The sequence below is a fragment of the Bradyrhizobium sp. USDA 4538 genome (assembly GCF_024171045.1).
Classification (GTDB): domain Bacteria; phylum Pseudomonadota; class Alphaproteobacteria; order Rhizobiales; family Xanthobacteraceae; genus Bradyrhizobium; species Bradyrhizobium australafricanum.
On the sequence record NZ_JALJZE010000001.1, the window covers coordinates 437150 to 458461 of the forward strand.

22 protein-coding genes are annotated in these 21312 nt (G+C 64.3%); 7 read left to right on the forward strand and 15 right to left on the reverse strand.

The features are described from left to right. Positions 1 to 36: 36 nt before the first annotated feature. From J2R78_RS01850 to J2R78_RS01895, 10 genes are all read right to left on the reverse strand, one after another. Positions 37 to 663, reverse strand: a complete 627-nt coding sequence (locus J2R78_RS01850) for a methyltransferase domain-containing protein (protein WP_253609503.1) — start codon at positions 661 to 663, stop codon at positions 37 to 39. Beyond that, on the reverse strand, positions 660 to 1979 hold the full coding sequence (locus J2R78_RS01855) for a polysaccharide transporter (RefSeq protein ID WP_253609504.1): 1320 nt from the start codon (positions 1977 to 1979) through the stop codon (positions 660 to 662). The genes J2R78_RS01850 and J2R78_RS01855 overlap by 4 nt, the downstream gene beginning before the upstream one ends. Next, a complete protein-coding gene (locus J2R78_RS01860; RefSeq protein ID WP_253609505.1) occupies positions 1976 to 3268 on the reverse strand; it encodes an O-antigen ligase in 1293 nt (430 codons plus the stop codon). The genes J2R78_RS01855 and J2R78_RS01860 overlap by 4 nt, the downstream gene beginning before the upstream one ends. Then, positions 3265 to 4380, reverse strand: a complete 1116-nt coding sequence (locus tag J2R78_RS01865; RefSeq protein ID WP_253609506.1) for a glycosyltransferase family 4 protein — start codon at positions 4378 to 4380, stop codon at positions 3265 to 3267. The genes J2R78_RS01860 and J2R78_RS01865 overlap by 4 nt, the downstream gene beginning before the upstream one ends. A 3-nt stretch (positions 4381 to 4383) precedes the next feature. Beyond that, a complete protein-coding gene (locus tag J2R78_RS01870) occupies positions 4384 to 5142 on the reverse strand; it encodes a bifunctional 2-polyprenyl-6-hydroxyphenol methylase/3-demethylubiquinol 3-O-methyltransferase UbiG (protein WP_253609507.1) in 759 nt (252 codons plus the stop codon). After that, entirely contained in the window at positions 5139 to 5951 is an 813-nt protein-coding gene (locus J2R78_RS01875) for a hypothetical protein (protein WP_253609508.1), read from the reverse strand. Before J2R78_RS01875 ends, J2R78_RS01870 begins: the two co-directional genes overlap by 4 nt. Before the next feature lie 13 nt (positions 5952 to 5964). After that, positions 5965 to 8238, reverse strand: a complete 2274-nt coding sequence (locus tag J2R78_RS01880) for a polysaccharide biosynthesis tyrosine autokinase (protein WP_253609509.1) — start codon at positions 8236 to 8238, stop codon at positions 5965 to 5967. A 129-nt stretch (positions 8239 to 8367) separates the two neighbouring features. After that, the gene (locus tag J2R78_RS01885) at positions 8368 to 9033 is read right to left on the reverse strand and encodes a hypothetical protein (RefSeq protein WP_253609510.1); all 666 of its coding nucleotides are present in this window, start codon (positions 9031 to 9033) and stop codon (positions 8368 to 8370) included. A gap of 58 nt (positions 9034 to 9091) precedes the next feature. Continuing rightward, positions 9092 to 10606, reverse strand: coding sequence for an O-antigen ligase (locus tag J2R78_RS01890; protein WP_253609511.1), 1515 nt, complete (start codon positions 10604 to 10606; stop codon positions 9092 to 9094). Positions 10607 to 10637: 31 nt separating this feature from the next. Continuing rightward, on the reverse strand, positions 10638 to 11822 hold the full coding sequence (locus J2R78_RS01895) for a polysaccharide biosynthesis/export family protein (protein WP_253609512.1): 1185 nt from the start codon (positions 11820 to 11822) through the stop codon (positions 10638 to 10640). Between the two features lie 225 nt (positions 11823 to 12047). Here J2R78_RS01895 and J2R78_RS01900 point away from each other — a divergent pair, with 225 nt between their 5' ends. The 5 genes from J2R78_RS01900 (at position 12048) to J2R78_RS01920 (ending at position 15527) form a co-directional block, all read left to right on the forward strand. Continuing rightward, entirely contained in the window at positions 12048 to 12353 is a 306-nt protein-coding gene (locus J2R78_RS01900) for a hypothetical protein (protein WP_253609513.1), read from the forward strand. A 104-nt stretch (positions 12354 to 12457) separates the two neighbouring features. Beyond that, positions 12458 to 12742: a hypothetical protein gene (locus J2R78_RS01905; RefSeq protein ID WP_225161239.1), complete on the forward strand. Its 285-nt coding sequence runs from the start codon at positions 12458 to 12460 to the stop codon at positions 12740 to 12742. 116 nt (positions 12743 to 12858) lie between these two features. Further along, positions 12859 to 14142, forward strand: a complete 1284-nt coding sequence (locus J2R78_RS01910; protein ID WP_253609514.1) for a hypothetical protein — start codon at positions 12859 to 12861, stop codon at positions 14140 to 14142. 7 nt (positions 14143 to 14149) lie between these two features. Next, on the forward strand, positions 14150 to 14926 hold the full coding sequence (locus tag J2R78_RS01915; RefSeq protein WP_082654012.1) for a metallophosphoesterase family protein: 777 nt from the start codon (positions 14150 to 14152) through the stop codon (positions 14924 to 14926). A gap of 16 nt (positions 14927 to 14942) precedes the next feature. After that, the gene (locus tag J2R78_RS01920; RefSeq protein WP_253609515.1) at positions 14943 to 15527 is read left to right on the forward strand and encodes a hypothetical protein; all 585 of its coding nucleotides are present in this window, start codon (positions 14943 to 14945) and stop codon (positions 15525 to 15527) included. A 29-nt stretch (positions 15528 to 15556) separates the two neighbouring features. Here the strand turns inward: J2R78_RS01920 and J2R78_RS01925 are convergent, their stop codons facing one another. Continuing rightward, positions 15557 to 16975: an undecaprenyl-phosphate glucose phosphotransferase gene (locus J2R78_RS01925; RefSeq protein WP_253609516.1), complete on the reverse strand. Its 1419-nt coding sequence runs from the start codon at positions 16973 to 16975 to the stop codon at positions 15557 to 15559. A gap of 119 nt (positions 16976 to 17094) precedes the next feature. Here J2R78_RS01925 and J2R78_RS01930 point away from each other — a divergent pair, with 119 nt between their 5' ends. Beyond that, the gene (locus tag J2R78_RS01930) at positions 17095 to 17400 is read left to right on the forward strand and encodes a hypothetical protein (protein WP_092079551.1); all 306 of its coding nucleotides are present in this window, start codon (positions 17095 to 17097) and stop codon (positions 17398 to 17400) included. A gap of 13 nt (positions 17401 to 17413) precedes the next feature. Here the strand turns inward: J2R78_RS01930 and J2R78_RS01935 are convergent, their stop codons facing one another. Next, entirely contained in the window at positions 17414 to 17788 is a 375-nt protein-coding gene (locus J2R78_RS01935) for a helix-turn-helix domain-containing protein (RefSeq protein WP_018270679.1), read from the reverse strand. 667 nt (positions 17789 to 18455) lie between these two features. Here J2R78_RS01935 and J2R78_RS01940 point away from each other — a divergent pair. Then, positions 18456 to 18644 carry a hypothetical protein gene (locus J2R78_RS01940; RefSeq protein ID WP_028331611.1) on the forward strand — a complete coding sequence of 63 codons (189 nt, stop codon included), beginning with the start codon at positions 18456 to 18458 and terminating at the stop codon, positions 18642 to 18644. Positions 18645 to 18839: 195 nt separating this feature from the next. Here the strand turns inward: J2R78_RS01940 and J2R78_RS01945 are convergent, their stop codons facing one another. The 3 genes from J2R78_RS01945 to J2R78_RS01955 form a co-directional block, all read right to left on the reverse strand. Then, positions 18840 to 19049 carry a hypothetical protein gene (locus tag J2R78_RS01945; protein WP_016841790.1) on the reverse strand — a complete coding sequence of 70 codons (210 nt, stop codon included), beginning with the start codon at positions 19047 to 19049 and terminating at the stop codon, positions 18840 to 18842. Positions 19050 to 19818: 769 nt separating this feature from the next. Then, positions 19819 to 20076: a hypothetical protein gene (locus J2R78_RS01950; protein ID WP_225641843.1), complete on the reverse strand. Its 258-nt coding sequence runs from the start codon at positions 20074 to 20076 to the stop codon at positions 19819 to 19821. Positions 20077 to 20257: 181 nt separating this feature from the next. Then, a complete protein-coding gene (locus J2R78_RS01955; protein ID WP_375166971.1) occupies positions 20258 to 21286 on the reverse strand; it encodes an NAD-dependent epimerase in 1029 nt (342 codons plus the stop codon). Between the last annotated feature and the right edge of the window lie 26 nt (positions 21287 to 21312).

The window sequence follows — 21312 nt, forward strand, 5'->3', positions numbered from 1 at the left end:
GCGATCCTTCACGCTACGACGCATCGATTTTCCTGCTCACTTGATGGCCTCGAAGAAGATCGACTCGTCCGGCCGGTTGTCGAGCCGGTCGATGTCGGGACAGACGCCCTCGCGATAGGCACGGGTGTGGGTTTCCGAACAGCCGGCGTCGCGGAACAGCGCGGCGAGCGAGGCGCGGGTAAAGCCCCAGTGATGCGCGAAGGCGGCCTCCCTGCGGCGCTCGATCTCGAACACGCTCCTGAGGAAAGCCTGCGGCGCCGCCGGATCGTAGAGCGCGACAATCCGCTCCATGTCGGGGACGACGATCCGACATACCCCGCCAGGCGCCAGCACCCGCGCGATCTCGCGCGCCAGCCGCTCGACCTCGTCGGGAAACAGGTGCTCGAAGACATGCGCGCTGAATACTGCCGAGAGGCTGCGATCCGCGAACGGCAGCGGCTTGGTGAGGTTCATGTGGCGCAGCCCGGCAAACTTGCCCTGGCGATGCTCGGCATAGCGGGTATCGCTCAGGAGGCCAGCGATATGCAGCGCTTTCGCCGCGAACGGCACCCGCGCGATCCACAGGTGCATTGTGATGTCGGTATTGATCCAGCCCGCGATGCCGCAATTGAAGGCGCCGATATGCAGCTTTTCGAGCGAGCCGCCGCGCGCGTCGTCGGTCATGTCCGCTCCCGCGCCGAATTGGTCAGCACAACCGTGATCACCGACGCCGCGCTGGAAGCCACCATCGCCGCAACCGCGCCCATCACCTGCCAGGCATCCGCCGCGAACGGCAGGACGCAGCACAGCGCGACGAGACCGGCAATCCGGCTCAGCATGAATCGCTGCGGCTTGCCGGTCGCAAACAGCGGCAGCGCGAGGCCGAGCCACACCGCGTCGAGCGCCATCGCAGCGCCCATCAAGGCGAGGCTGCCGGTGCCGATCTCGTAACTCTGTCCGTGGATGACAAGCGGCAGAATGCGCTGGCCGAGGAGCACGATCACCGTGCCGTAGGCGGCCGCGATCGATCCGAGCAGCAGGGCATTTTCGCGCGCGGCAGCGGCGACAGCGCTGCGCCGGCCGGCGCGCAGTTCGGCTGCGATTTCCGGCAGGCGAACCGAGAACATCGTCGCGCAGAACTGGCTGAGCGGTGCGAACGCCAAGAGCAGGATCCGCAGCGATGCGCTCGCGTCCAGCCCGATCAGGAAGCCGCAGACCGGGATCAGCCCGATGCTGCCGATCCAGTAGGTGAACGAGGTCGCGACGAACCAGCGCCCGTTCCGAAACAGCCGCCGCAGCGAGCCGCGGAAGATTCTGGCTTGCGGCCAGGCCAGCTCGCTGGTGTGGGCCAGCAGCAAGCTGCCGGCGAGCGCGGCCGAGATCGCGATGCACGCCATCGCCGCAGCGGCGCCGGTGAGCTTGAGGGCGATCATCAACCCGGCCGAGACGACCAGCGCCACGCAATAGGTCAGCGAGGACGCCACCGCGCGCGGCAGCCGCCCATCGAGATAGCAAATCCGGCGGAACATGCTCTGCAGCCGAACCGCCGGGATCGCAAGCCCGGTTGCGATCACGAGCCCGCCGGCCTCCCCGCCGACGGCTGTGATCACAAAGCCCGCACCCGCCAGGAGCAGACCGAGCGCACCCGAGACGAGCAGCGACGACAGATAGAGGCCGAGCCGCAGTTGCGGCCATAGCGATTTCGGGATGCGGTGCGCAGTCGCCGGCAAGCCGTCGTCGAACAGGCCGCGCAGAAACACCGCCTCGATCAGGATCGAGAGCGACCAGGCGACGCTGAACCTACCGAACGAATTGATATCGAGCACGTTGGCGAGCACGATCGTCAGCGCGAAGGCAGACCCGCTCAGCAGCGCCTGGTCGATCAGGCCGAGCGCGACATTGCCGCCGGCACGCCGCAGCCGGCGGAGCAACCCGCTCACGGCACCGGCGACCCGGGTCTGAGCCGCCACCCGGTCCAGCCTGTCGGTCAATGCACTCACGCCTCACTCACCCGCAATCTGTTGAATGTCCGCCGCGGCGCCATTTGCAGCCTGGCCTCCGGGCCGAAATAGCACCAGAACACCAGCACACAGCCGAAATAATTGTGCAGCAGCTGGCTGGAGTCATTGGCCGACGCGATCACGACGAACAGCAGCATCGCGAATGGTGCCAGCCAGTACATCCCTGTCCGCTCGAACGCAAAGACGATCGTGTTCCACAACGCGCGCGCCAGCAGCAGCATATAGAGCGCACCGCCGAGCAGGCCGAACTGGAGAAAGGCGTCAAGATAGGAGTTCTCGAACGAGCCGAACTCGGTATTCCACGGCGCCATGCTCGTCAGCTCGTTCACCGGCGAGTTCGGCAGTTCGTTGAAGAATCCCGAAAACCCGTAGCCGAGCCAGGGGTGCTGCCAGAAGAAGTGCGGCCAGACCGACCAGAGGAACGAGCGGCCGGTCAGGTTTCCGCTGCGGCCCACCAGCCCGTACAACTCGTCGCTCGGCAGGGCGAACACGACAAGCGCAACAAGAGCGAGGCCAAGCCAATAGATCGAGGCAGCCCCCCTGTGCCCGAGCACCACGAGCACGAGCCCGAAGGTCACGGCAAGCGCCGTCAACATGCTGATCAGCGGACCTGCGGCGCCGGCCGCGGCGAGCGCAAAAAGATGACATCCCATCAGCAGCAGCGTCCAGCCGAACTGGCGGCGCGGTCCTGCCAGCATGCGCACGAAGCAGATCAGCACCATGAGACCGAAGAATGCGCCCGCGAGGTTCTTGTGACCGAACACGCCGGCATAGGCCTGGGTTCCGAGCACCGTCGGCCGATGCAGCGGGTCGTAATCCCATTGCGACCCGATCACCGGAAACAGCAGGACGTGAACGATCAGCACCACGATCCCGATCCGGAACAGCGCATCGACGAGACGATCGACCGGGCAGCTGATCACGACCCACGCCGAGAACATCGTGGTCAACAGATACATCGCGAACTTGATCGACGAGCCGGCGGGGTCGGCGCTCAGCGCCAGTGATACCAGGGCGAAGGCGATGAACGTCAGATAGAGATGCGACTGCAGCATCAGCAGGCCGAAGCGCTTCCGATCGATTGCAATGTGCAGCACCAGGAGGATGTAGAGCAGCAGCCAGGCGCCGCGGAACAGCGTGGATTCCCCGGCCCTTTCCGCGAACGAGATGCCCTCGATGAAATTGAACAGGAAATAGATGCAGCCGAGCACCATCACCAGATAGGCGTGCAGAAAGACATCGGTTCGCAGCCACCATCTGCCGATCATTGCACGGCCTCCTGCCGGGCCGGAGCCCTCAAGAGATGATCGACCGCGGCCGCAAAACGCGCCGCGGCGTCGGCAAGCGCATCGCGTCGCACGCTCTGCCGGGCCTGCCGCGACATCGCCTCCCAGTGCGCGGGATGTTCGAGCAAGCCGCGCGCCGCGTCGACCCAAACCTGTTCATCGAGCGCGCAAACATAGCCGTTGTCCTGGTCACGGACCAACTCGCCGCCTGCCCCGACATGGGGCGACACCAGGCACGGAACCCCGCACTGCAGGGCCTCGTTGCACACCAGGCCCCACGGTTCCAGCAATGAGGGCAGCAGCAACAGCCGCGACTGCAGAAAAGCGTCCGATATCGCCTGCCACGGCAGATAGCGGTCGTGGCTGACATCGATGCCGGCACCGCCGAGCCGCGCCAGCATGCGCCGTTCGGCGGCGCCGGATCCGACCACACGCACCTTCAGCCCGGGCACGATCCGGCCAAGCGCGATCGCGACGTTCTCGAAGAAGATCGCATTCTTGGCGTCGTCATTGAGGCGGGCGCACCACAGCAGATGAAATGGACGGTCGTCGAATGCCGGCACAACCGCCGGCGAATCCCATGCCGGCACCAACGGCACCACGAACAGGTCGTCGGCGCGAACACCCTCGCCGCGGAAATACGCCCTACCCTTGTCGCTGCAACACACCACTGCGTCGCACTGGCGCAGCAGCCAGGGCCGCGCCAGACGGTGATAGGCGGTGTTGGGCATCGTCTCGCGCCAGCCGTCGATCGTCAGCGCGAGCGCCTTGCCGTTGGCGCGCGCCCATGCCGCGCCCGCCAGCATCGAGGGATAAAGACCGTTGACGAACAGCAGGTCGGGCGCGAGCGCGTTCAAGGCGCGCCCGATCCCGATATTGACGTGGGTGTGACGCGACCGCGACAGCGGGATCGATACACCCGGCACCGTGCGCGTGATGTAGCGCGGCGTGAACGAGCCGGCCCAGGAGCGATCGGCCTCCTGCGGTGTACAGGACAGCACGGCGAGATCCAGCCCGCGGCTGACCAGCTCGTTGTAGAGACGGTTGGTGTAAGGTGTGATCATGTTGTTGAAGACGACCACGCGCGGCGCCATGGCTTACCGGTCCCGCGGCAGCGCCTGCGCCTCGTCGCGCCGGCAGAGCGCCCCGCAATGATAGGTCGCAAGCCGGGTCGCGAACGCCTGGCCGACCGATAACAGCGACTTCCGCACAATGCTTTTGGCAAGCCCCCTCACCCGCGACGAGTGGAAGGCGTGAACCGGCAGGCTGTGGTCATAGGTGCCGAAGCCCGTGACGTGGAGCCCCGCCGTCTCCAGCACCAGGCGGAACGTGTCGGGTGTGTAGAAATTGATATGGCCGATGTCGAGCGTCGATTGCAACGCCCGGCGATTGGTCCGCGCATGCAGCTCACACGGCACCTCGACATAGACGAAGGTCCGCGCGACCCGGGCGAGCTCGTGCAGGAATGCCCGCGGTTCGGGCACGTGCTCCAGGACGTGGCTGGCATAGACGAGGTCGAACGATCCGTCGGCGAACGGGATCGTCGCGCCGTCATAGCTGGACCAGCGAAATGGGGCTGAAGCGGCGCCGTCGATCTCCAGATTGGTCGCGGGATCGATCACGTCGATGCCGGTGAAGTCGCGGCCGACGCCGATCGCCGACAGCCGCGCCAGCACGGCGCCGGTGCCGCAGCCGACCTCGAGCACATTGCCGACCTTCGCGGCGGCTGCGCCGAGCAAGCCGGCGATATGATCCGCCTTGTCGACCGCGCAGACGCGGCGCCAGTCGCGCTCCTCCGCCGAATAGACGCCCTCATAATGCGCGTTGTGCTGTCCGATGCAAAATTCCATCGTCATGGCCTAGCGCTCGCCTCCGGCGGCATTCGGGCAGACTCGTCGAGGCGGTCGTTCGATTTGTGCTCCCAATTGCGCCGCTCCGCCGGCGAGCGGCGGTCGAGATCGTATCCAATGTCAGCCATGGTGCGGGTCAGGATATCGACGTTCCGTTGCGGAACAGCTGCAAGGCCGGCGAGCAGCGTGTCACGGTGCGCCCAGCCCGGTCCCTTCAGCAGATCGATTGCCTCGGTGTACAACTCAGTCTTCACGAGACGCGCGAACTCGGCAACCACGTTGGACGAAAGATCAGGCGGCAGCGCGTCGAACATTGCGAGCGCCATCGCGCTGCGCTTGACCACGATCCAGCCCTCATTGGGTCCGAGCCGGTACGACATCCGCAGCAGGTCGAAATTGGCGTCGCTCAAGCCCTGCCGTATATTGCGAAGCCAGAACAGCACGAGCCAGAGATAGGGATCGGCCGGCGCGCAGCCGAGCGATTTGCGGACGGCTTCGTCAAGCTCGCCCATCCGGGCGTCGACCTGCGCGCCGGATGCGAGCGCGTTCTCGGCGCGCCGCAGCCGGATCACCGCCGCGCTGCGATCGATGGCCGGCATGCAATCCTTCTCCGCCACGGCGCGCGACAGCAGCGGACCGAGGTTGTCGAGCTCGGCGTCGCTGACCGGTACGTTGCGAAGGATCAGGTCCTTTGCGCCGTCGAGTCGGGTCTGGTCGATAAAGTCCGGCAAGGTGGTCGCGCCCCAGGCGACGGACGAGCACGCGACCGCGGCCAGCAAGCCGCGCGCAAGCCAGGCGGCTGCGCGCCCGGGCATCCCGCCGTGCGTCTCACTCGGTGTAGCCATATCGCCCATAGTGCGAGTTGTAATAGTAGTTCTTGCCGCCATAGCCGCTATAGCGGCTCATCGCGGCAATATCGGCCTTATTGAGCACGACGCCGAGCAGGTTCTCGTTGACCGCTCGCGCACTGCGCAGCGCGCGCTCGACCACCTGCACCTGGGTCTTGCCCCATTCCACGATGAAGACGAAGGAATCGACGAAGTGGGCGGTGATGCGGACATCGACCACCGGCGTGAGCGGCGGGAAATCGACGATCACGTAGTCATAGTGGCTGCGGGCCCCGTCGATGAAATCCCTCATCTGGTCGGAGGCAAGCACGTCGTGCGAATGGGCGATGCGCGATCGCGTGGCGCCAGGCAGGAAGGCGAGGCCGGTCTCGGGATCGCGCCAGAGCGTGTCCTGCAATGTCGCATTGTTCGACAGCACGTCGAGGATGCCGCGCTCGGCAGTCGCCGCGACCTTGCGGCTGAGCGAGGGATTGCGCAGATCGCAATCGATCAGGAGCACGCGGGCCCCGCTCTGGGCAACCAGTTGCGCAAATACGAAGGCCAGCGTCGACTTGCCCTCGTTGGGCAGCGCCGAGGTCAGCCCGAGAATCTTTGACGGCTTGGTGACGTTGAGGTCGGCATTGACCTTGATCGAGCGGATCGCTTCCGAGAACCGCGAGAATGGCGAATCGATCGCCGCCCACAGCACCGGCTCGTCGCCGCGCCGGATCGTACGCGGACCGATCGGCAGATTGGGACGACCGGCGACCGGCGCCTTGATCTGGCCCGGCGAGACGCGGGGAACGATGGCGACGCAGTCGGCCTCGAGGATCGTCTCGACCATTTCAGCGGTGCGGAACACCCGGTCATAGAGGTCGCGCAACACGCCGAGCCCGAGCCCGGCGATCAGGCCGCCGAGCGCCGAGAGCGCGAGCACGACCAAGGTCTGCGGATGGCTCTTGCTGAGCGGACGCGAGGCACGGGTGATCACCCGCGCCTCGCTGACCGGGAACGACTGCTGCTGCACGTTTTCCATGTAGCGCTGCAGGAAATTGTCGTAGAGCGAGCGATAGGTCTGCGCCGAGCTCTCGAGCTCGCGCAGCGTGACCTGCGCCTGGTTGGTCGACTGCGACTGCGACACCGAGTCGTTCACGGCGCGCTCGATCTCGTTCTGGCGCTGCAGGGCGATCGCATAGTCGCTCTTGTAGCTTTCGGCGAGCCGCTTCAGCTCGTCCACAATCGACGACTGGATCTCGCGCATCTGGTTGCGCAGGTTGACGGCGGCCAAATGATTGTAGCCGTAGCGCGACGACCAGTCGGCCTCGCGGTTGGCCAGCTCGAGATATTGCGAGCGCAGCTTGGTGATGACCTGGTTGTTCAGGGTATCGGCCACCGTCGCATCGGGGACGCCTCCCTTCACCACCGCCTCGATGCGGTCGAGCTTGGCCTTGGCGTCGGTGACCTGCGACTTCACGTGGAGCAGCTGGGTGTTGAGCTCGCCGAGCTGCTGCTCGTTGAGCAGCTTGCCGCTGGAGGTGACGATGTTGTTGGTCTTCTTGTAGTCGAGCACCGCGCGCTCGGCGTTGGATGCCTGCGTGCGCAGCTCCTGGATGCGGTCCTGCAGCCAGACACTGGCGCGGCGCGTCGCCTGATATTTGGAATCGAGCTGGTCGACGATGTAGGCGTCGGCGACGGCGTTGGCGATCTGCGCCGCGCGCTCGGGATCGAGCGAACGGAAGCTGACCTCGATCACATAAGTCATGCCGCGGCGGCGGACGTCGAGCTGCTTCTGGAACGTGCGGACCGCGCGCCGGGTCCGGTCGAATTCGGTGGGCGGCGCCCCGCCGGCGAGCAGGCCGGACACGAAATCGAGCACGGCTCCTACCGCGCCGGCCCTGGAGCCGACGAATTCCGGATCCTCGTTGAGCTTGAGGTCGCGGATCACCGCGAGCGCCACATTCTCCGACTTCAGGATTTCGACCTGGCTCTCGACCGCGGCGGAATCGACGGGGGCCTCGCTCACCGGCGATTGCTGCTGGAAGGCCTGGAATTTGCGCGTGTCGATGATCATCGTGGCAAGCGCCGTATAGCTCGGCGCCGCCGTCGCCAGGTAGCAGATGCCGCCGAACAGGCAGAGCGCGGCGGTCCCGAGGATGACCCAGTATTGCCGGAGCAGATAGGTGACGAAGGCGTCGAAGGTTTCCGCCAGCGACGGCAATTCAGCCGGACGATTTCTCAGATCGACAGACGGCGAAATCTGGTTGCGCTGAAGCATCTCGTCCTATCGCCGCGCCGGCAGGATAGATCCTGCCCTCGCGCCCTCCAATGATCCTGGGAAGCGTCCCGCCGCCGACACCGAAGCGCGTTGCTGCAGAAAGTTCTCCATTGGCGATCGGACGTCCGCTCAGGGGGTAACTGTTGAAATGAGTGTGGTGCCGGTGCCCGTGGCCGTACCGGTCGTCGTGCTGCCCGAACTGCTGACCGACGAGGTGAAGCTGAAGATGCCGGTGTTCACGCTGTTGCCGTCGATGGCCTCGAGCGTGCCGCCGCCGGCGCCGCTGGCGCCCAGCGCGCTGGTCTGGCCGCCGGATGCGCCGGCGCTGCCCGCGCCGCCGGCGCCGGTCGCCGCGGTGCCGCTGTCACCCGATGCAGCAGCAAACGCCATCACGGTGTCGAGATCCTTGGTGTCGGCAATCGCCTGCTGGATGCGCGTCGCGTAGGGCTGGTTGCTGCGCACCACGATGCGCGCGGCCTGGGCGAGGCCGGCAGCGATCGCCGTCTTCTGGTCCTTGCTTGCCTTGGCGAGCAGCGCAATCAGCGGATCGAGCGATGTCGGATCGTTGAGGGCGAAATCGCGCGCCCGCGAGGTCAACTCCACGCCTGCATTCGGATACTGGGTCAGCAGCTGCTCGGGATTGGCCTTGAAATTGGTGACCGCCTGGGACAGCTGGATCAGCCCGCCAGGTGTCTCCGCCAGCGCCGCGCCACCGGGTGTCGCGAGCACCAACATCACCACCAACGTCGCCAGGCGCGGGGCGGAAAAGCCGCCGGATCGCTCAAATGTGAACACAGCTATCTCCCTAACGAATACTAACAGTTCGTTAGCATAGTCAGAGTTATCGCGCCAATTAAATAGCCTCGCCGGCCGCGGCCGGGCCGTGGCGCGCGAAATCAGCGTTAACCGGCCGTCCGACCGTAGCACGGGCGTCACGGTCGGAGCCGCCACCGCCGGCGCCCCGGCCGGAGCGGAAGGATTGCGACAGGCCTGCCCCGAGCAAGGCCGCGATAACAACGGCATAGCCGGTGATCTGGAGCGAGAAATCGATTATCGAATGGAGTGCGCCGGCGACCGACGCGCAGAGCGCCGCGAGCGGCACGATCACGTCGCGGCGACGGGTCCGCACGCCATGCGCGAGCACGACGAACGCCGCGAGCAGCGCGATCATAGCGGCGCCGGCCATTAACATTCCGCCGTCGGACGCCAGTTCGAGCCAGCTGTTGTGTGCCCGGTTCCAGGTCCCGCGCAGCGAGATGTCGTCGGTGCGATAGGCCGGATAAACCCATTCGAAGGTCCCGAAACCATCGCCGAGCCACGGGTGATCCCAGATCATCCGCAACGTTGCGCGATAGGTCGAGAACCGTCCCTCATCGGACAGGCCCATCGTGCTGAAGCGCGCGCCAACGCCGCCGCCGAGAAGCTGCAGCAGTGCCAGCGCGACCAGGCTGCCGACCCCGAGCACCACGATCATGCCGTAGCGGCGCGGCACCCGTTTGCGAAAGAAGATCGCGGCAGCCGCGACCGCGGCGAGCAGCGAGATCCCGACGCCGCCGCGCGAGCCGGTCAGAAACATCGCCAGCAGGCAAGTGAGCCAGCCGAACGCATGGCCGGCGAGCCGGCGCCGCGCCGGCATATCGAGGCGCCCGAGCAGCCGTGACAGGCCGGCACGGCGCGGCGGCCAATGCCGCTCGATCAGCTCGCAGCTGAACAACAGCCAGATTAGCGCACAGCAACCGTAATAGATGCCGGCAGTGTTGCGATTGACGAAGGGAGATGTCAGCCACGCCAGGTGCGCCTGCTTCTCGTGCAGCAGGTAGATCCGGGTGGGATCGATCACGAAAGTGATGATGCCGCAGATCGCATAGACCAGGCCCGCCGCGGCCACCGCCCGCAACAACCCGCGCGCCAGTCCGCGGTTGGCACCGAGCACGACGCCGATGGCGAAGCTGAGCAGGCAAACGATTCCGACGCCGATCGAATAGAACGGCTGACCGCGCGCGATCGACACGGCCGGCGGCAACTCGGCAGGCAGCAATTTGCCGGCCTCCGCCCACAACGCGTTCGGCGCCACACCCGACCAGGGGTGGAGCGCCGACTGCTCGTGCAGCACCAGCATGGCAAGCGCCGTCAACAACGCCGTCACGGCGAGGATCATGAGCTGACTGCCGCGCAGGCGCATCGGCAACACCCCGAGCAGTGCAATCCCGAGCAGGATCGACCAGATCGCGGGCGCAACAGCACCGACCGAGCCGAGCGGCAGAGGCGCCAAAGCGACGACGGCGCAGAACAGCCACGATGACCAGCGCACCGGCCACGGCAACGCCGTCGCCTCGCTTGAGCCGGAAGCTAATCTTAAGCGTGTCATGAAGCCGGCCGTGCCGGCTCACGCCCCAGTATCAGGGCGCAAGCTTGATCGAATTACGAAGTAAGGTTGCGTTGTAGGCGGCTACGATCGGATCGTTCGCCGTTGCGGTCACGAGGCGGATCTGCTGCATCACCTTGGCGTCCTCGACGGATGCCGCGTTCGACGCATAGAGCACGTCCTTGTTGCGCAACTGGAAACGCGTGGCCAGGAAATAGCCGGCCGGATCGCGGAAATTGATGTTGTAGACGACCGGGATGATCGGCCCTGAATATTTGCTGACGTCGACGCCAAGCTTGGCGGCCACCTCCGGCAGTTCGCCGCGATAGACGAACACCGAGGCCGGATCGGCCGAGGAGTCGTTCAGGCCGCCCGCCTTGGCAACGGCTTCGGCGAGCGAGATGCGCCAGGCCTCGAAATTGAACTGGCCCTGCGCGCCCGACGCGCCGAAGGCGACGAAGGTCTGCGGCTCGCGGTAGACATAAATGGTGTCGCCGGGGTGGGCGTAGATATTGCTCTTGGGCTCGTAGACCAGTTGGCCGAACGGCACCGTGGTACGTTTGCCGTCGCGCTCGAGCATGACCCATGTGTCAAAGCCCTGCCCTTTCGGGCCGCCGGCGCGCGTGATGGCGTCGAGCACATGCTCACCCGCGGCATTGGCGGGGAAGCGGTTCGGCGAATTGACCTCGCCGAGCACGGAGATCAGCGAGGTGCGCTGCTCGATCAGGGCGACCACGGCCTGCGGCTCGATCGCGCGGTTCTTCAGCGCATCGACGATCGAGCGCTGCACTTCGGTCGGTGTGCGGTTCTTGGCGCGGATCGCGCCTGCATAAGGCACCGAGATGTTGCCGTCGGTATCGACGTTCTGGTTCGGCAGCGTGATGTAGTTGCCGGGACGCACGCCGGCCTCGACCGGAATGAACAGACCGCCGGCCGCGGCCTCGAAGATCGTGACGCTGACGACGTCGCCGATGCCGAAGCGGATGTCCTTCGGCGGCGGGCCCTGGATGCCACCGGCGAGTTGCGGCGCGAATGACGCCAGCACATTCTCGATCTGCGGTGTGATCTTGACCATCGCATAGGGCAGGCTTTCGGGATCGCGCTGCCCGGCCACGACATCGGAGCTCGTCGGGCCGTTGGTCGGCATGTAATGGCAACCGCTGACCCAACAGCCGGCCGCAAGCAATAACATCACCCGAATGAAATTCGCACGCGACATTCAAATACTCCGGCCGTGCCGTAACACGTCGACTATCACAATCACAAGTTTCCGCGATATATTGCAATGCAATTGATAAATAATGTTAGCGAGGTGAGGCAATTCGGCGACACCGGCGCACCGCCGTGAGACAAAGCCCCGCGCGCCGTCACTCCGGCTTTGCTTTTGTCCGATGTTCCCGTTATCTGTGAATGAGATGGTTTGAGTTAACCAATTGAGGGTTCGATGGCCCGCTTGAAGCCACTGGCGATCGCGTTGGGAATGGTCGCCTTGCTGTTGGGCGGTTCTGTTGGCAGCTCAGTTTTTGCCGCTGAATTGGGTATTTCCCCTGGGCCGCGCGCCGTGCAACGGGTCAACGGCAACTGTCAGCGGCTGCAATATTGTCGTGGCGACGTCTGCCAGTGGAAACGGGTTTGCTGGCACGGCTGTCCCGATCGCTACTCCTGCGCGCCGCTCTATGGCGCCTATGGACCGTATGGCGGCCGCGATTATTGGGCTGCCTATAGTTACGGCGATCTGCGTCCGTTCTGAATGTTAATCGACTAACAAAACCACAGGTCATCGAGGTCGGCCGGCACCGCGCCGACGGCTCTGCGACGTGCGGGTTAACCCCGGCTTAGGCCCGGCCCGATATCATGCGGGCGCAGGGTTTGGTTATGTTATTTGTTTTCCTTGGCAATTTCATCGGCGGCACCGTTCTCGGGCTGCGCCAGCACTGTCTGGTGCTGGCGCCGGTGGCGCTCGCGGAAGTCGCGCTGCTGGCCGCCATCGGGGGCGCGCGCCTGTCGTGGTCGGAAACCGCGCTGCTCATGATCGCTGCGATCGTAGCGCTGCAAGTCGGATATCTGGCAAGCACCTTCGCGTCGCTGTTCTGGTCTCGCACCTCGACGCCACGTCTCGCCCTGCGCCGTTCGCAATAGCAGGGCATAACACTGCCCCCTTTGGCGTGCCCGATTTCCGTTGACCTCGCGGCAAGCCCGGGGCATCCCGCTGCCTTGGGCGCGCGCGCCCGCCATTCTGCAGGACCTCCCCTCTCGTGTGGAACGTCACGGCCTTCATCTGCATCTTGATCGGGGCGTCGATTCCGCTCGGTCTCATCGACGCATCGCTCGCGACGGGTCTCGTCGGCGCGGCGACGTCGCTCGGGCTGCTCGCAAGCCTGCTGGCGATCCGTCCAGGTGAGCTGTCGTTCCTCAAGTCGGTCGCCGGTCCCGCTGTTGCGGCGGCGCTTCTGCCGATGCTCTGGATCATCCTGCAGATGTTTCCGCTGGCGGCCCTGGCGCATCCGGTGTGGAAGTTCGCCGGCGAAACGCTGGGAGCACAGCTCAGCGGCAGCATCACGATCGACACCGGCGCAAGCTTCGGCGCGCTGCTGATCTGGCTGTCACTCATGTCAGCCATGATCACCGCCGCCGCTGTCGCGATCGACGCCCGCCGCGCCGATATGGTGGCCCGCACCGTTGCAGCAACCGCGGCCGTCGCGGCCCTGATCCTGCTGCTATCAAGCGATCCGGTCAAAGTCTGGTCTGGCGCTGCACGCGATGAGACGGCAAACGGATTCCTGGTCGTCGTTCTCGTTGGCGTTCCGCTCGGCCTTGCGCGCGCGCTCGACGTCGGCGGACACGCCGATGGCCGCACCGCCGCCCAATTGAGACGGCTGCGCTGGCTGCTCGCTGCCGGCGCGCTGCTCTGCGCCGCCAGCGCCTGCTGGGTTGGGCGGCGCGGCGCCGCGATCGCGATTGCCGCGGGCATCGCCCTCGTCCTGATGACCTTCGCCGCGCGGAAACTTCATCTGCACCGCTGGAGCAGCGCTGCTGCTGCGGCAGCGATCGCGCTGATCGCCCTGGCGACGGCGATCGGCAACCGTCATCCCGACGTGCCGCTTGCGGTCGCCTTTGTTCATGCACCGTCCGAGTTCGTGCAATCGACCCACAATCTGCTCGCCGACCTGCCCGCGCTCGGCAGCGGCGCCGGCGCCACGGCAACGCTGGCGTCGACCTATATGGACTGGCAGGGCGCCACCACGCGCCCTGTGGTTGCGACCAGCGCGGCGGCCTTGATCGCGCAATTCGGTTCCGCCATGTTCTGGACTCTAGTTGCGGCTATCATCGTCGGCATCGCAGCGTTCACGGCCGGTGCGCGCAATCGCGGCCGCGACTGGTCCTACCCTGCATCGGCGGCAGCCGTCCTGCTGACGCTGCTGCTTGCTGGCTTCACCTTGCCGGAATTGCCGGCGCTGCCCGGAGTGATCGTGTTGGGAGCCGTGATCGGAACAGGACTGGCACAGCGGATCAGCCGTTCACGGTCGCAGGCGGGCTAGACGCCAGATGCGCAGCTTCCTCCAGCGTCTTGTCGGCCAGACCGGCGATCTCGAACATGAGGGCGACGAGACCTGCATCTACGCCGTCGGCGATATCCACGGTCATGCCGACCTGCTGCACGAGATCTGCGCCCGCATCGATGCCGACATCCGTCGGTTCCGGCCGGCGCGACCGATCCAGGTGTTCCTCGGCGACTATATCGATCGCGGACCGGATTCGCGCGATGTCATCGCCATGCTCGAACAACGCCGCCGCACCCGCAGCATGGTCTGCCTGCTCGGCAATCACGAGGCCTGCCTGCTGGAATTTCTCGTCAATCCCGACATGCTCGCGCAATGGCGGCAGTTTGGCGGCTTGCAAACGCTGATGTCCTACGGCCTGACGCCCTCGCCCAATCCCGACGCTTCCGAACGCAGGGCGCTCGCCCGGCAATTGATCCGCCAGATGCCGCCGGCCCATCTCGCCTTCCTGCGCTCGCTGCCGCTCTGTTATGTGCACAAACGCTATTTCTTCGTCCATGCCGGCGTCAGGCCCGGCGTCGCGCTCAACCAGCAGCGCAAGGAGGATCTGCTCTGGATCCGCGACGACTTCCTTATCTCGGAAGATGATTTCGGCAAGGTCGTGGTCCACGGCCATACGCCGGTGCATGAGGCCGAGCTGCTGCGCAACCGCATCAATGTCGACACCGGTGCCTATGCGACCGGCCGCCTGACCTGCGTCAAGCTTGAGGGAGCCCGGCGAACCCTGCTGATGACCGGCAACCGGGCCGCGCGCCATGGCTAATACGATGGCTAACACGATGGCTGACGCGATCGGCCGGAATGCGAGGCGTCTCTCGCCGGCCTTCGTGCCGGCCGCCGCTGCGATCGGCGCGGCGACGCTGGCCTTGTCGACCTGGTGGCTTGCCGCCGATGCATTGAGCGCCAAACCGGCGATCGCCGCAGAGGTCGGCATGGTCAGAGGCGAGCTGTGGCTGCGCGACGGCTGGAGCCAATTGCAGACGTCACCGGAGGCGGCCGAAGCCGCGTTCACGCGCGCGCTTCGCCTCTCGCCGATGGACGCCGGTGCCTGGTTCGGCCTCGCCTCGGCAACCGGACGGTTCGACTGGCTGAACCCGACCGCGTCGAAGGCGCTCAAGATGTCTTACTATACCGGCTTCAACCGCAGCGACCTGATCGCGCCGCGCCTGATCCTTTTGGCGCAGGTCGACACCACGCGCGATGTCGAATTGGTCGACCTGCTGCAGCGGCAGATCCGCCTGATCCTCACGCGGGCGCCGGAACTGAAGGGCGCGATCGGGCAGGCCTATCGCGTGGCTGGCGACGCCAACCGGCGCATCATCGAGGCGGAGTTCAAGGACGCCAACCAGAGCATTCCGCAGTAACGCGCGCCTGGCGCCCAGATGCCCAGCCGTCAGATACCCTTGTGACGCAACACCGCGCCGACCGTGCGCAGCAGGATGCGCAGGTCGAGCACGAAGCTCCAGCTCTTGATGTAGATGAGGTCATGCGCCACCCGCAGCTGCATGTCCTCGATCGCCGGCGTCGCGCCGCGCAGCCCTTGCACCTGCGCGAGACCGGTGATGCCGGGCTTGACGTGCTGGCGCTCTGCATAGCTCGCGATCAGCTTCGAATATTTGTCGTCATGCGCCAGCGCGTGCGGCCGCGGCCCGACCAGCGACATGTCGCCGCGCAATACGTTCACCAGCTGCGGCAGTTCGTCGATGCTGCGGCGGCGCAGGGTCGCGCCGATCCCGGTCAGCCGCGGATCGTTCGGGCGGGCCTGCGTGATGATATCGCCATCCTCGAGCACGTGCATCGAGCGGAATTTGAGAATGGTGAATTGCTTGCCGTCGAAGCCGTTGCGGCGCTGCCGGAACAGGACCGGCCCCCTGGAGTCGAGCTTGATCGCAATCGCCGTTCCGATCAGCAGCGGCGCGAACAGCACCAGGAGGCCGCTGGACGCCACGATGTCGAACAGTCGCTTGCCGGCGCGCTCGAGCGAAGTAAGCGGCGAGCGCTGCATTTCCAGCGTCGGGATCGGGCCGGTCGCCACCATCCGCAGTGCCAGGAACCGCTCCGCGGTCCGGTCCGGCAGCAGCCGCACCGGCAGCGGCGATGCCCGCAGCTGATCGCACACGAACTGGATGCGCGGCTCCTGCTGCCAGGGCATGGCCAGGATGATCTCGTCGGCGCCGCACTCGCGGGCTGCAAGAATGGCCGACGCGACGGCGGCCCGGTCGCCGGCGTCGTCGGACGATCCGGAGAGCTGGACCCGTCGCACCTCGCTGAGGCCGAAATCGCGCAGCAGGCTCGCTTGCCGCACCCGGGACAATTCGTCCGCCATCCCGACCACGACCGCGCGGCGCGTGGCCAGCATGCCGCGGTCGATCGCGCGTTGCAGCGGCGCCTGCAGCAGCATCCGTCCGCCGACCAGCCCGAGGCCGCCGATCAGGCCAAATGACAGCACCGACCCGCGCGAGACGCCGGAACCCACCTTCAAAAGGAAGATGATCAGGGTCATCAGCAGAACGACCAGCAGCCATCCGCCGAGCAGGCTGCTCCAGCGCCGGTCGAGACCGGCCAGCACCTGCGCATTGTAGAGGCCCTGCGACTTCGCCACGAACATGTGAAGGATGGCGGCGAGGACCCCGATCCCTAGAAAACCCTCGAAGCTGCTGCTATAAACCGTGTGGTAGTAAAAGAGGTGATAGGCCGCGCCGCCGACGATGCTGGACAGCACGACGATTATCATCTCGAACGCGACGGCAAACGCCTCGAGGGAGGCGAAAGCCAACGAGAAGGCGCCGAAGTTAACCGGTACCTTCGCCAATCGAGCGTCCGAAAGGTCGGTCATCGGGAATTAACATTCGTGTTAACAATTCATATGTGTATTATCAGGCGGGTTGTGAGCTCGCAAGACCTGCTGCGGATATCGGATAGAGAGCGCGCATGAGTTCATCGGCTGGCGAAACCGAGGCCGCGCTGGTGGCCCTCCTCCATCTCATCCGCCTGATGGGCGCCGAGCTCGTCGCGGGCCAGCACCGCGACGACGTCGAGGTGCTGGTCAAGGCGATCGAGACAAAGCTGCGCGCGGCCCGCTTCCCGGCCGACATGCCGAATCAGGACATCGTCAGGGGCTTGGACCTTGCACAGGCCAGACTGCGTCCGATCTTCGCAGAACTGCGCGCAAGGTCGGAGAAGGCACATCTGAGCGACCAGCTGCTGCTGGCTCCCAGGCCTTCACGCATCCACTAACGGATAGCTTACGTCAGCTTTGGGCTTCACCACGGCGGGGCAAGCCGCTCCCGCCGCCGGACCTGAGCGCAAGCTTTTCCTCGATCTTCATTTTCTCGAGCAGCAAGTCGGTCACGATACGGCGCAGCCGTTCATTTTCCAGCCGTAATTCATCAATACGGTTATGGACAGGGGGGATCCCATCTCTATCATCGGTGCGAGCGGCGAATTCGGTAACAGTACCATTCGCCTGGTGGCCACGTGCGGCCTCCTGCTTGCGCCAGCGATGAAATGTCATCACGCTAACGCCCAGCACCTTGCACGCTTGGGCCTGGGACTGCCCCCGCGCCATGAGTTCCTCGGCCTGTTTGACCTTGGAACTGATCTCCTCAGTAGAATGACGCCTCATTGGTCATCTCATTGCCCCCTAGATTAGCAATCATCGCATGGCCTATAAGCTATGTAAATGCAACAGGAAATTCAAATTGAGGGTTTCCCGGGGGCCTTTCGGGAGCCTCGAACTTGCCGGTCGGCAGCAACACATAGTGCGAAGAAACGCCGAAGCTGCAAGGTATTGAGCGGAATATACGGGGAATATTCCTCCGCTGAAAGGGCCCGATAAAAAAAGTTATACGACTTTCTGTGTATGAGAGTTTGATCGGGATAACTGGCGCACTGTTTGCATTCTCAAACGGGAAGCAAATGAGAATATTCAATCGGTCTCTCGACAGATTGTGAGTGCGCCATGCCTCGCCGCGATAATCGCCCCACCGGTCAAGCGCAACTTTCACAAATTTCTAACAAATTAATCCCGCGACTTTCGCGTCCGGCCGCTTGCGGGCGTACACGCCCAGCAGTAGTTACTAGGACGTTAGGTGTCATGAGGGTTTCAACATATTTGAGGATTATTTTCACGAAACCTAACGCTCATATCTCGATCCACGAATTATCAATTAAGCGCTTTCCCACCCGAGGCCATCAGGCGGAACCACGTCCGCCCGATAATCCGCGAACCATTCCGTGCTGACGCTTGTCAGAGCCAGTCTCTGATCAACATTTTTGCGAGGATCGACACCATGGCGCGTCTCAAGGTCTTCGAGGGGAACCAACCCGCGTCAAGCGAGGCGGCCGACATCCTGGAACGCCTCGTCGCGGAGAATTGCGAGCTCCGGCATACCGCGGTCGAACTGGTCTTGCAGAATTGGATCCTGCGCGAGCGTCTGTCCGATGTCGGGGCACGCAAGTCCGTGCCGCTGGAGCACTGACCGCCCCCACCCTCACGACCGCGATTATCCGCAGCAACCGCAGCAACGTCCGCCAGCTCGCCTAAACGAGCATCGGGCCAGCGCATCATTCAATTTAGAATTGAAATGTCCGCAACTGCAGGCGCGCCAGCATGCTCGCCGGATTGGCGAGGATGTGGCCGCATATTCTGCCGATGAGAAAGAGGCTGACGGACTTCAGCTGTGAACCCGGCGCAGCGCGACGCGCGGGGTGTTCTGCTCTCGAGACATGCCGAACGAACGCGACGAGCCCGGGCGTTCCTGGATTTCACGTAACTCAGCGATATCAAGCATCAGCGCAACGACTTCGTTGCGCAGCGATTGATTGGTCGCGAGCAACGCCTCTTCGATCGGCTGATGCAAATGTTGAACTTTGTGCTGCTTCATGGCGCGCCCTCGCTCTGCGGTTAAGGGTATGAGCGATGTGATTGAAGTTTCGATGACAAGGTTATTCCGCGCACATGGAAGGCGGTTAATGGGGCAGGTTTGCGACCAACATGGCTCCGAGTTAAATTTTCTCAATCAGGTTCCACAACCTGATCGCGAAGCGCTCGATCGGCGGCCTTTGATGTGTCGTACAGATGAGTTGGCAGCGGCAGCTATGAGGCGCGCGGCTGGACAACGCGGCTCAATGTGGGTCGGAAGCTCTACCAAGCGCATGATATTGCTTGGTGATCATTGATGGCTGCCGAGTTGTTTCAACCGAACGTGCATTGTCCGGCTATCACAATGTCGCCGTGTTACAGCGATCGCGCTTCAAGGGACGCGCTCAGCTGCACACAAGATATTCCACCAAAGCTGCTCCGCAGACGCAAAATCTGCTGCTGCCACGTCCATCAAGGATCGCAGAGTGTTTCGACCGGTTGCGAATATTGAAGCGGCTCACGGTGCCCTGAAGCGCTCGAGCAATCCAGCGAAATGAATTCAACGCTGAACATCGGACCAAACGCGATTTCGCCTCCGCCGGACCCAACCGCGCTAACGCTATTCTAATTAAAATGAGCGGGACCGAAGCGTCCGGCTTGAACAGTGGGAGTGAACGCCTTTCGCGCGCCTGTCGCTGCATTCGCACGCGCTTGCACAGTCCCCACGAACAGCAGCGACAGCGAAGATTCGCCATAAGCATCGCTAATTCGCCCCGCGTCGCGATCGCGCGCTATTTCGATTTAGGAGGCGTATCGTCGTCCATCTTGCCACCATTGGCGACGCACTTGTTGAAATAGTCCCGCTGGGCTTTGGCGCCTCCCCGCGCGCTCCCGGAAGCGGGATTGCCGGGCTGTAGCGGCGGAAATGCCTTCGCGACCAAGGCATCGCAGGCGCGCGCCACCTGCACGTCGATCGCATGCGCGGGAACCATTGCGCTGGAGATCATGATCACGGCTGAGGCGATCGCAAAACCAGAGATAACTCGCATTGCCACACTCCGTTCCAAACTGAATCAGTTTTTTTCTCGAGCCCGGACTCGCAAGGAGCGCACTAAAGCATGATCCGGAAAAGTGCGAAGCGGTTTTCCGTCGCAACAAAACGCGGATCGCATTTGCGCGAAGATCAAGCTCTGACTGCGAGCTGAAACACGACGACGATTCTCGCGGCGCCTAGGTCCGATCGACGTCGTGATAGGCCCGATACCAGGCGACAAACCTGGCAATGCCATCCTCGATCCGCGTCTGCGGGCGGAAGCCGATTTCACGCTCCAGGTCGGAGACGTCGGCCGACGTCTCCAGTACATCTCCCGGTTGCATCGGCAGCAACTGCTTTTCGGCCTGTCGCCCCAAGCCCTGCTCGAGCAGCGCCACCACATGCATCAGTTCTTCCGGCCTGCTGTTGCCGATATTGTAGACCCGCCACGGCGCCCGGCTCGAACCCGGATCGGGATGCGCTCCCGACCAGTTGACGTCGCCTTCCGGCGCGCGGCCGATCAACCGCACCATCGCCTCGACCACGTCGTCGACATAGGTGAAGTCGCGCCGCATGTTGCCATTGTTGAACAGCTGGATCGGCTTGCCCTTGGTGATCGCGTCGGCGAACGCATAGAGCGCCATGTCCGGCCGATACCACGTCCCATATACGGTGAAAAACCGCAGCCCGGTTGCCGGCACGCGATAGAGATGGCTATAGGAATGCGCGATCAGCTCGTTGGCCTTCTTGGTTGCGGCGTACAGGCTGACGGGATGGTCGACATTGTCGTGGACCGAAAACGGCAACTTGGTGTTGGCGCCATAGACCGACGATGAGGACGCAAACAACAGGTGCCTGCACGCAGTGTGCCGGCAGCCCTCGAGGACGTTGAGGAAACCCTCCAGATTGGAATCCGCATAGGCGTGCGGGTTCTGCAGGGAATAGCGCACGCCGGCCTGCGCGGCGAGATGCACCACGACCTCGAAGCGATAACGCTCGAACAGCGCCTTCATGCCGGCGCGGTCGGCGAGGTCGAGCTCCACGAAGGTGAAGCCACGGTGCTGCTTGAGCAGATCGAGGCGCGCGCGCTTGAGCGCCGGGTCGTAATAGTCGTTCAGATTGTCGATGCCGATGACCGGCTGCCCTGCCCTCAGCAGATGCTCCGCCAGATGGAAGCCGATGAAGCCGGCGCAGCCCGTGACGAGTAGATTGCCTGCGATCACCACGTCTTGCCTGTGCCTTTCACCTTGCG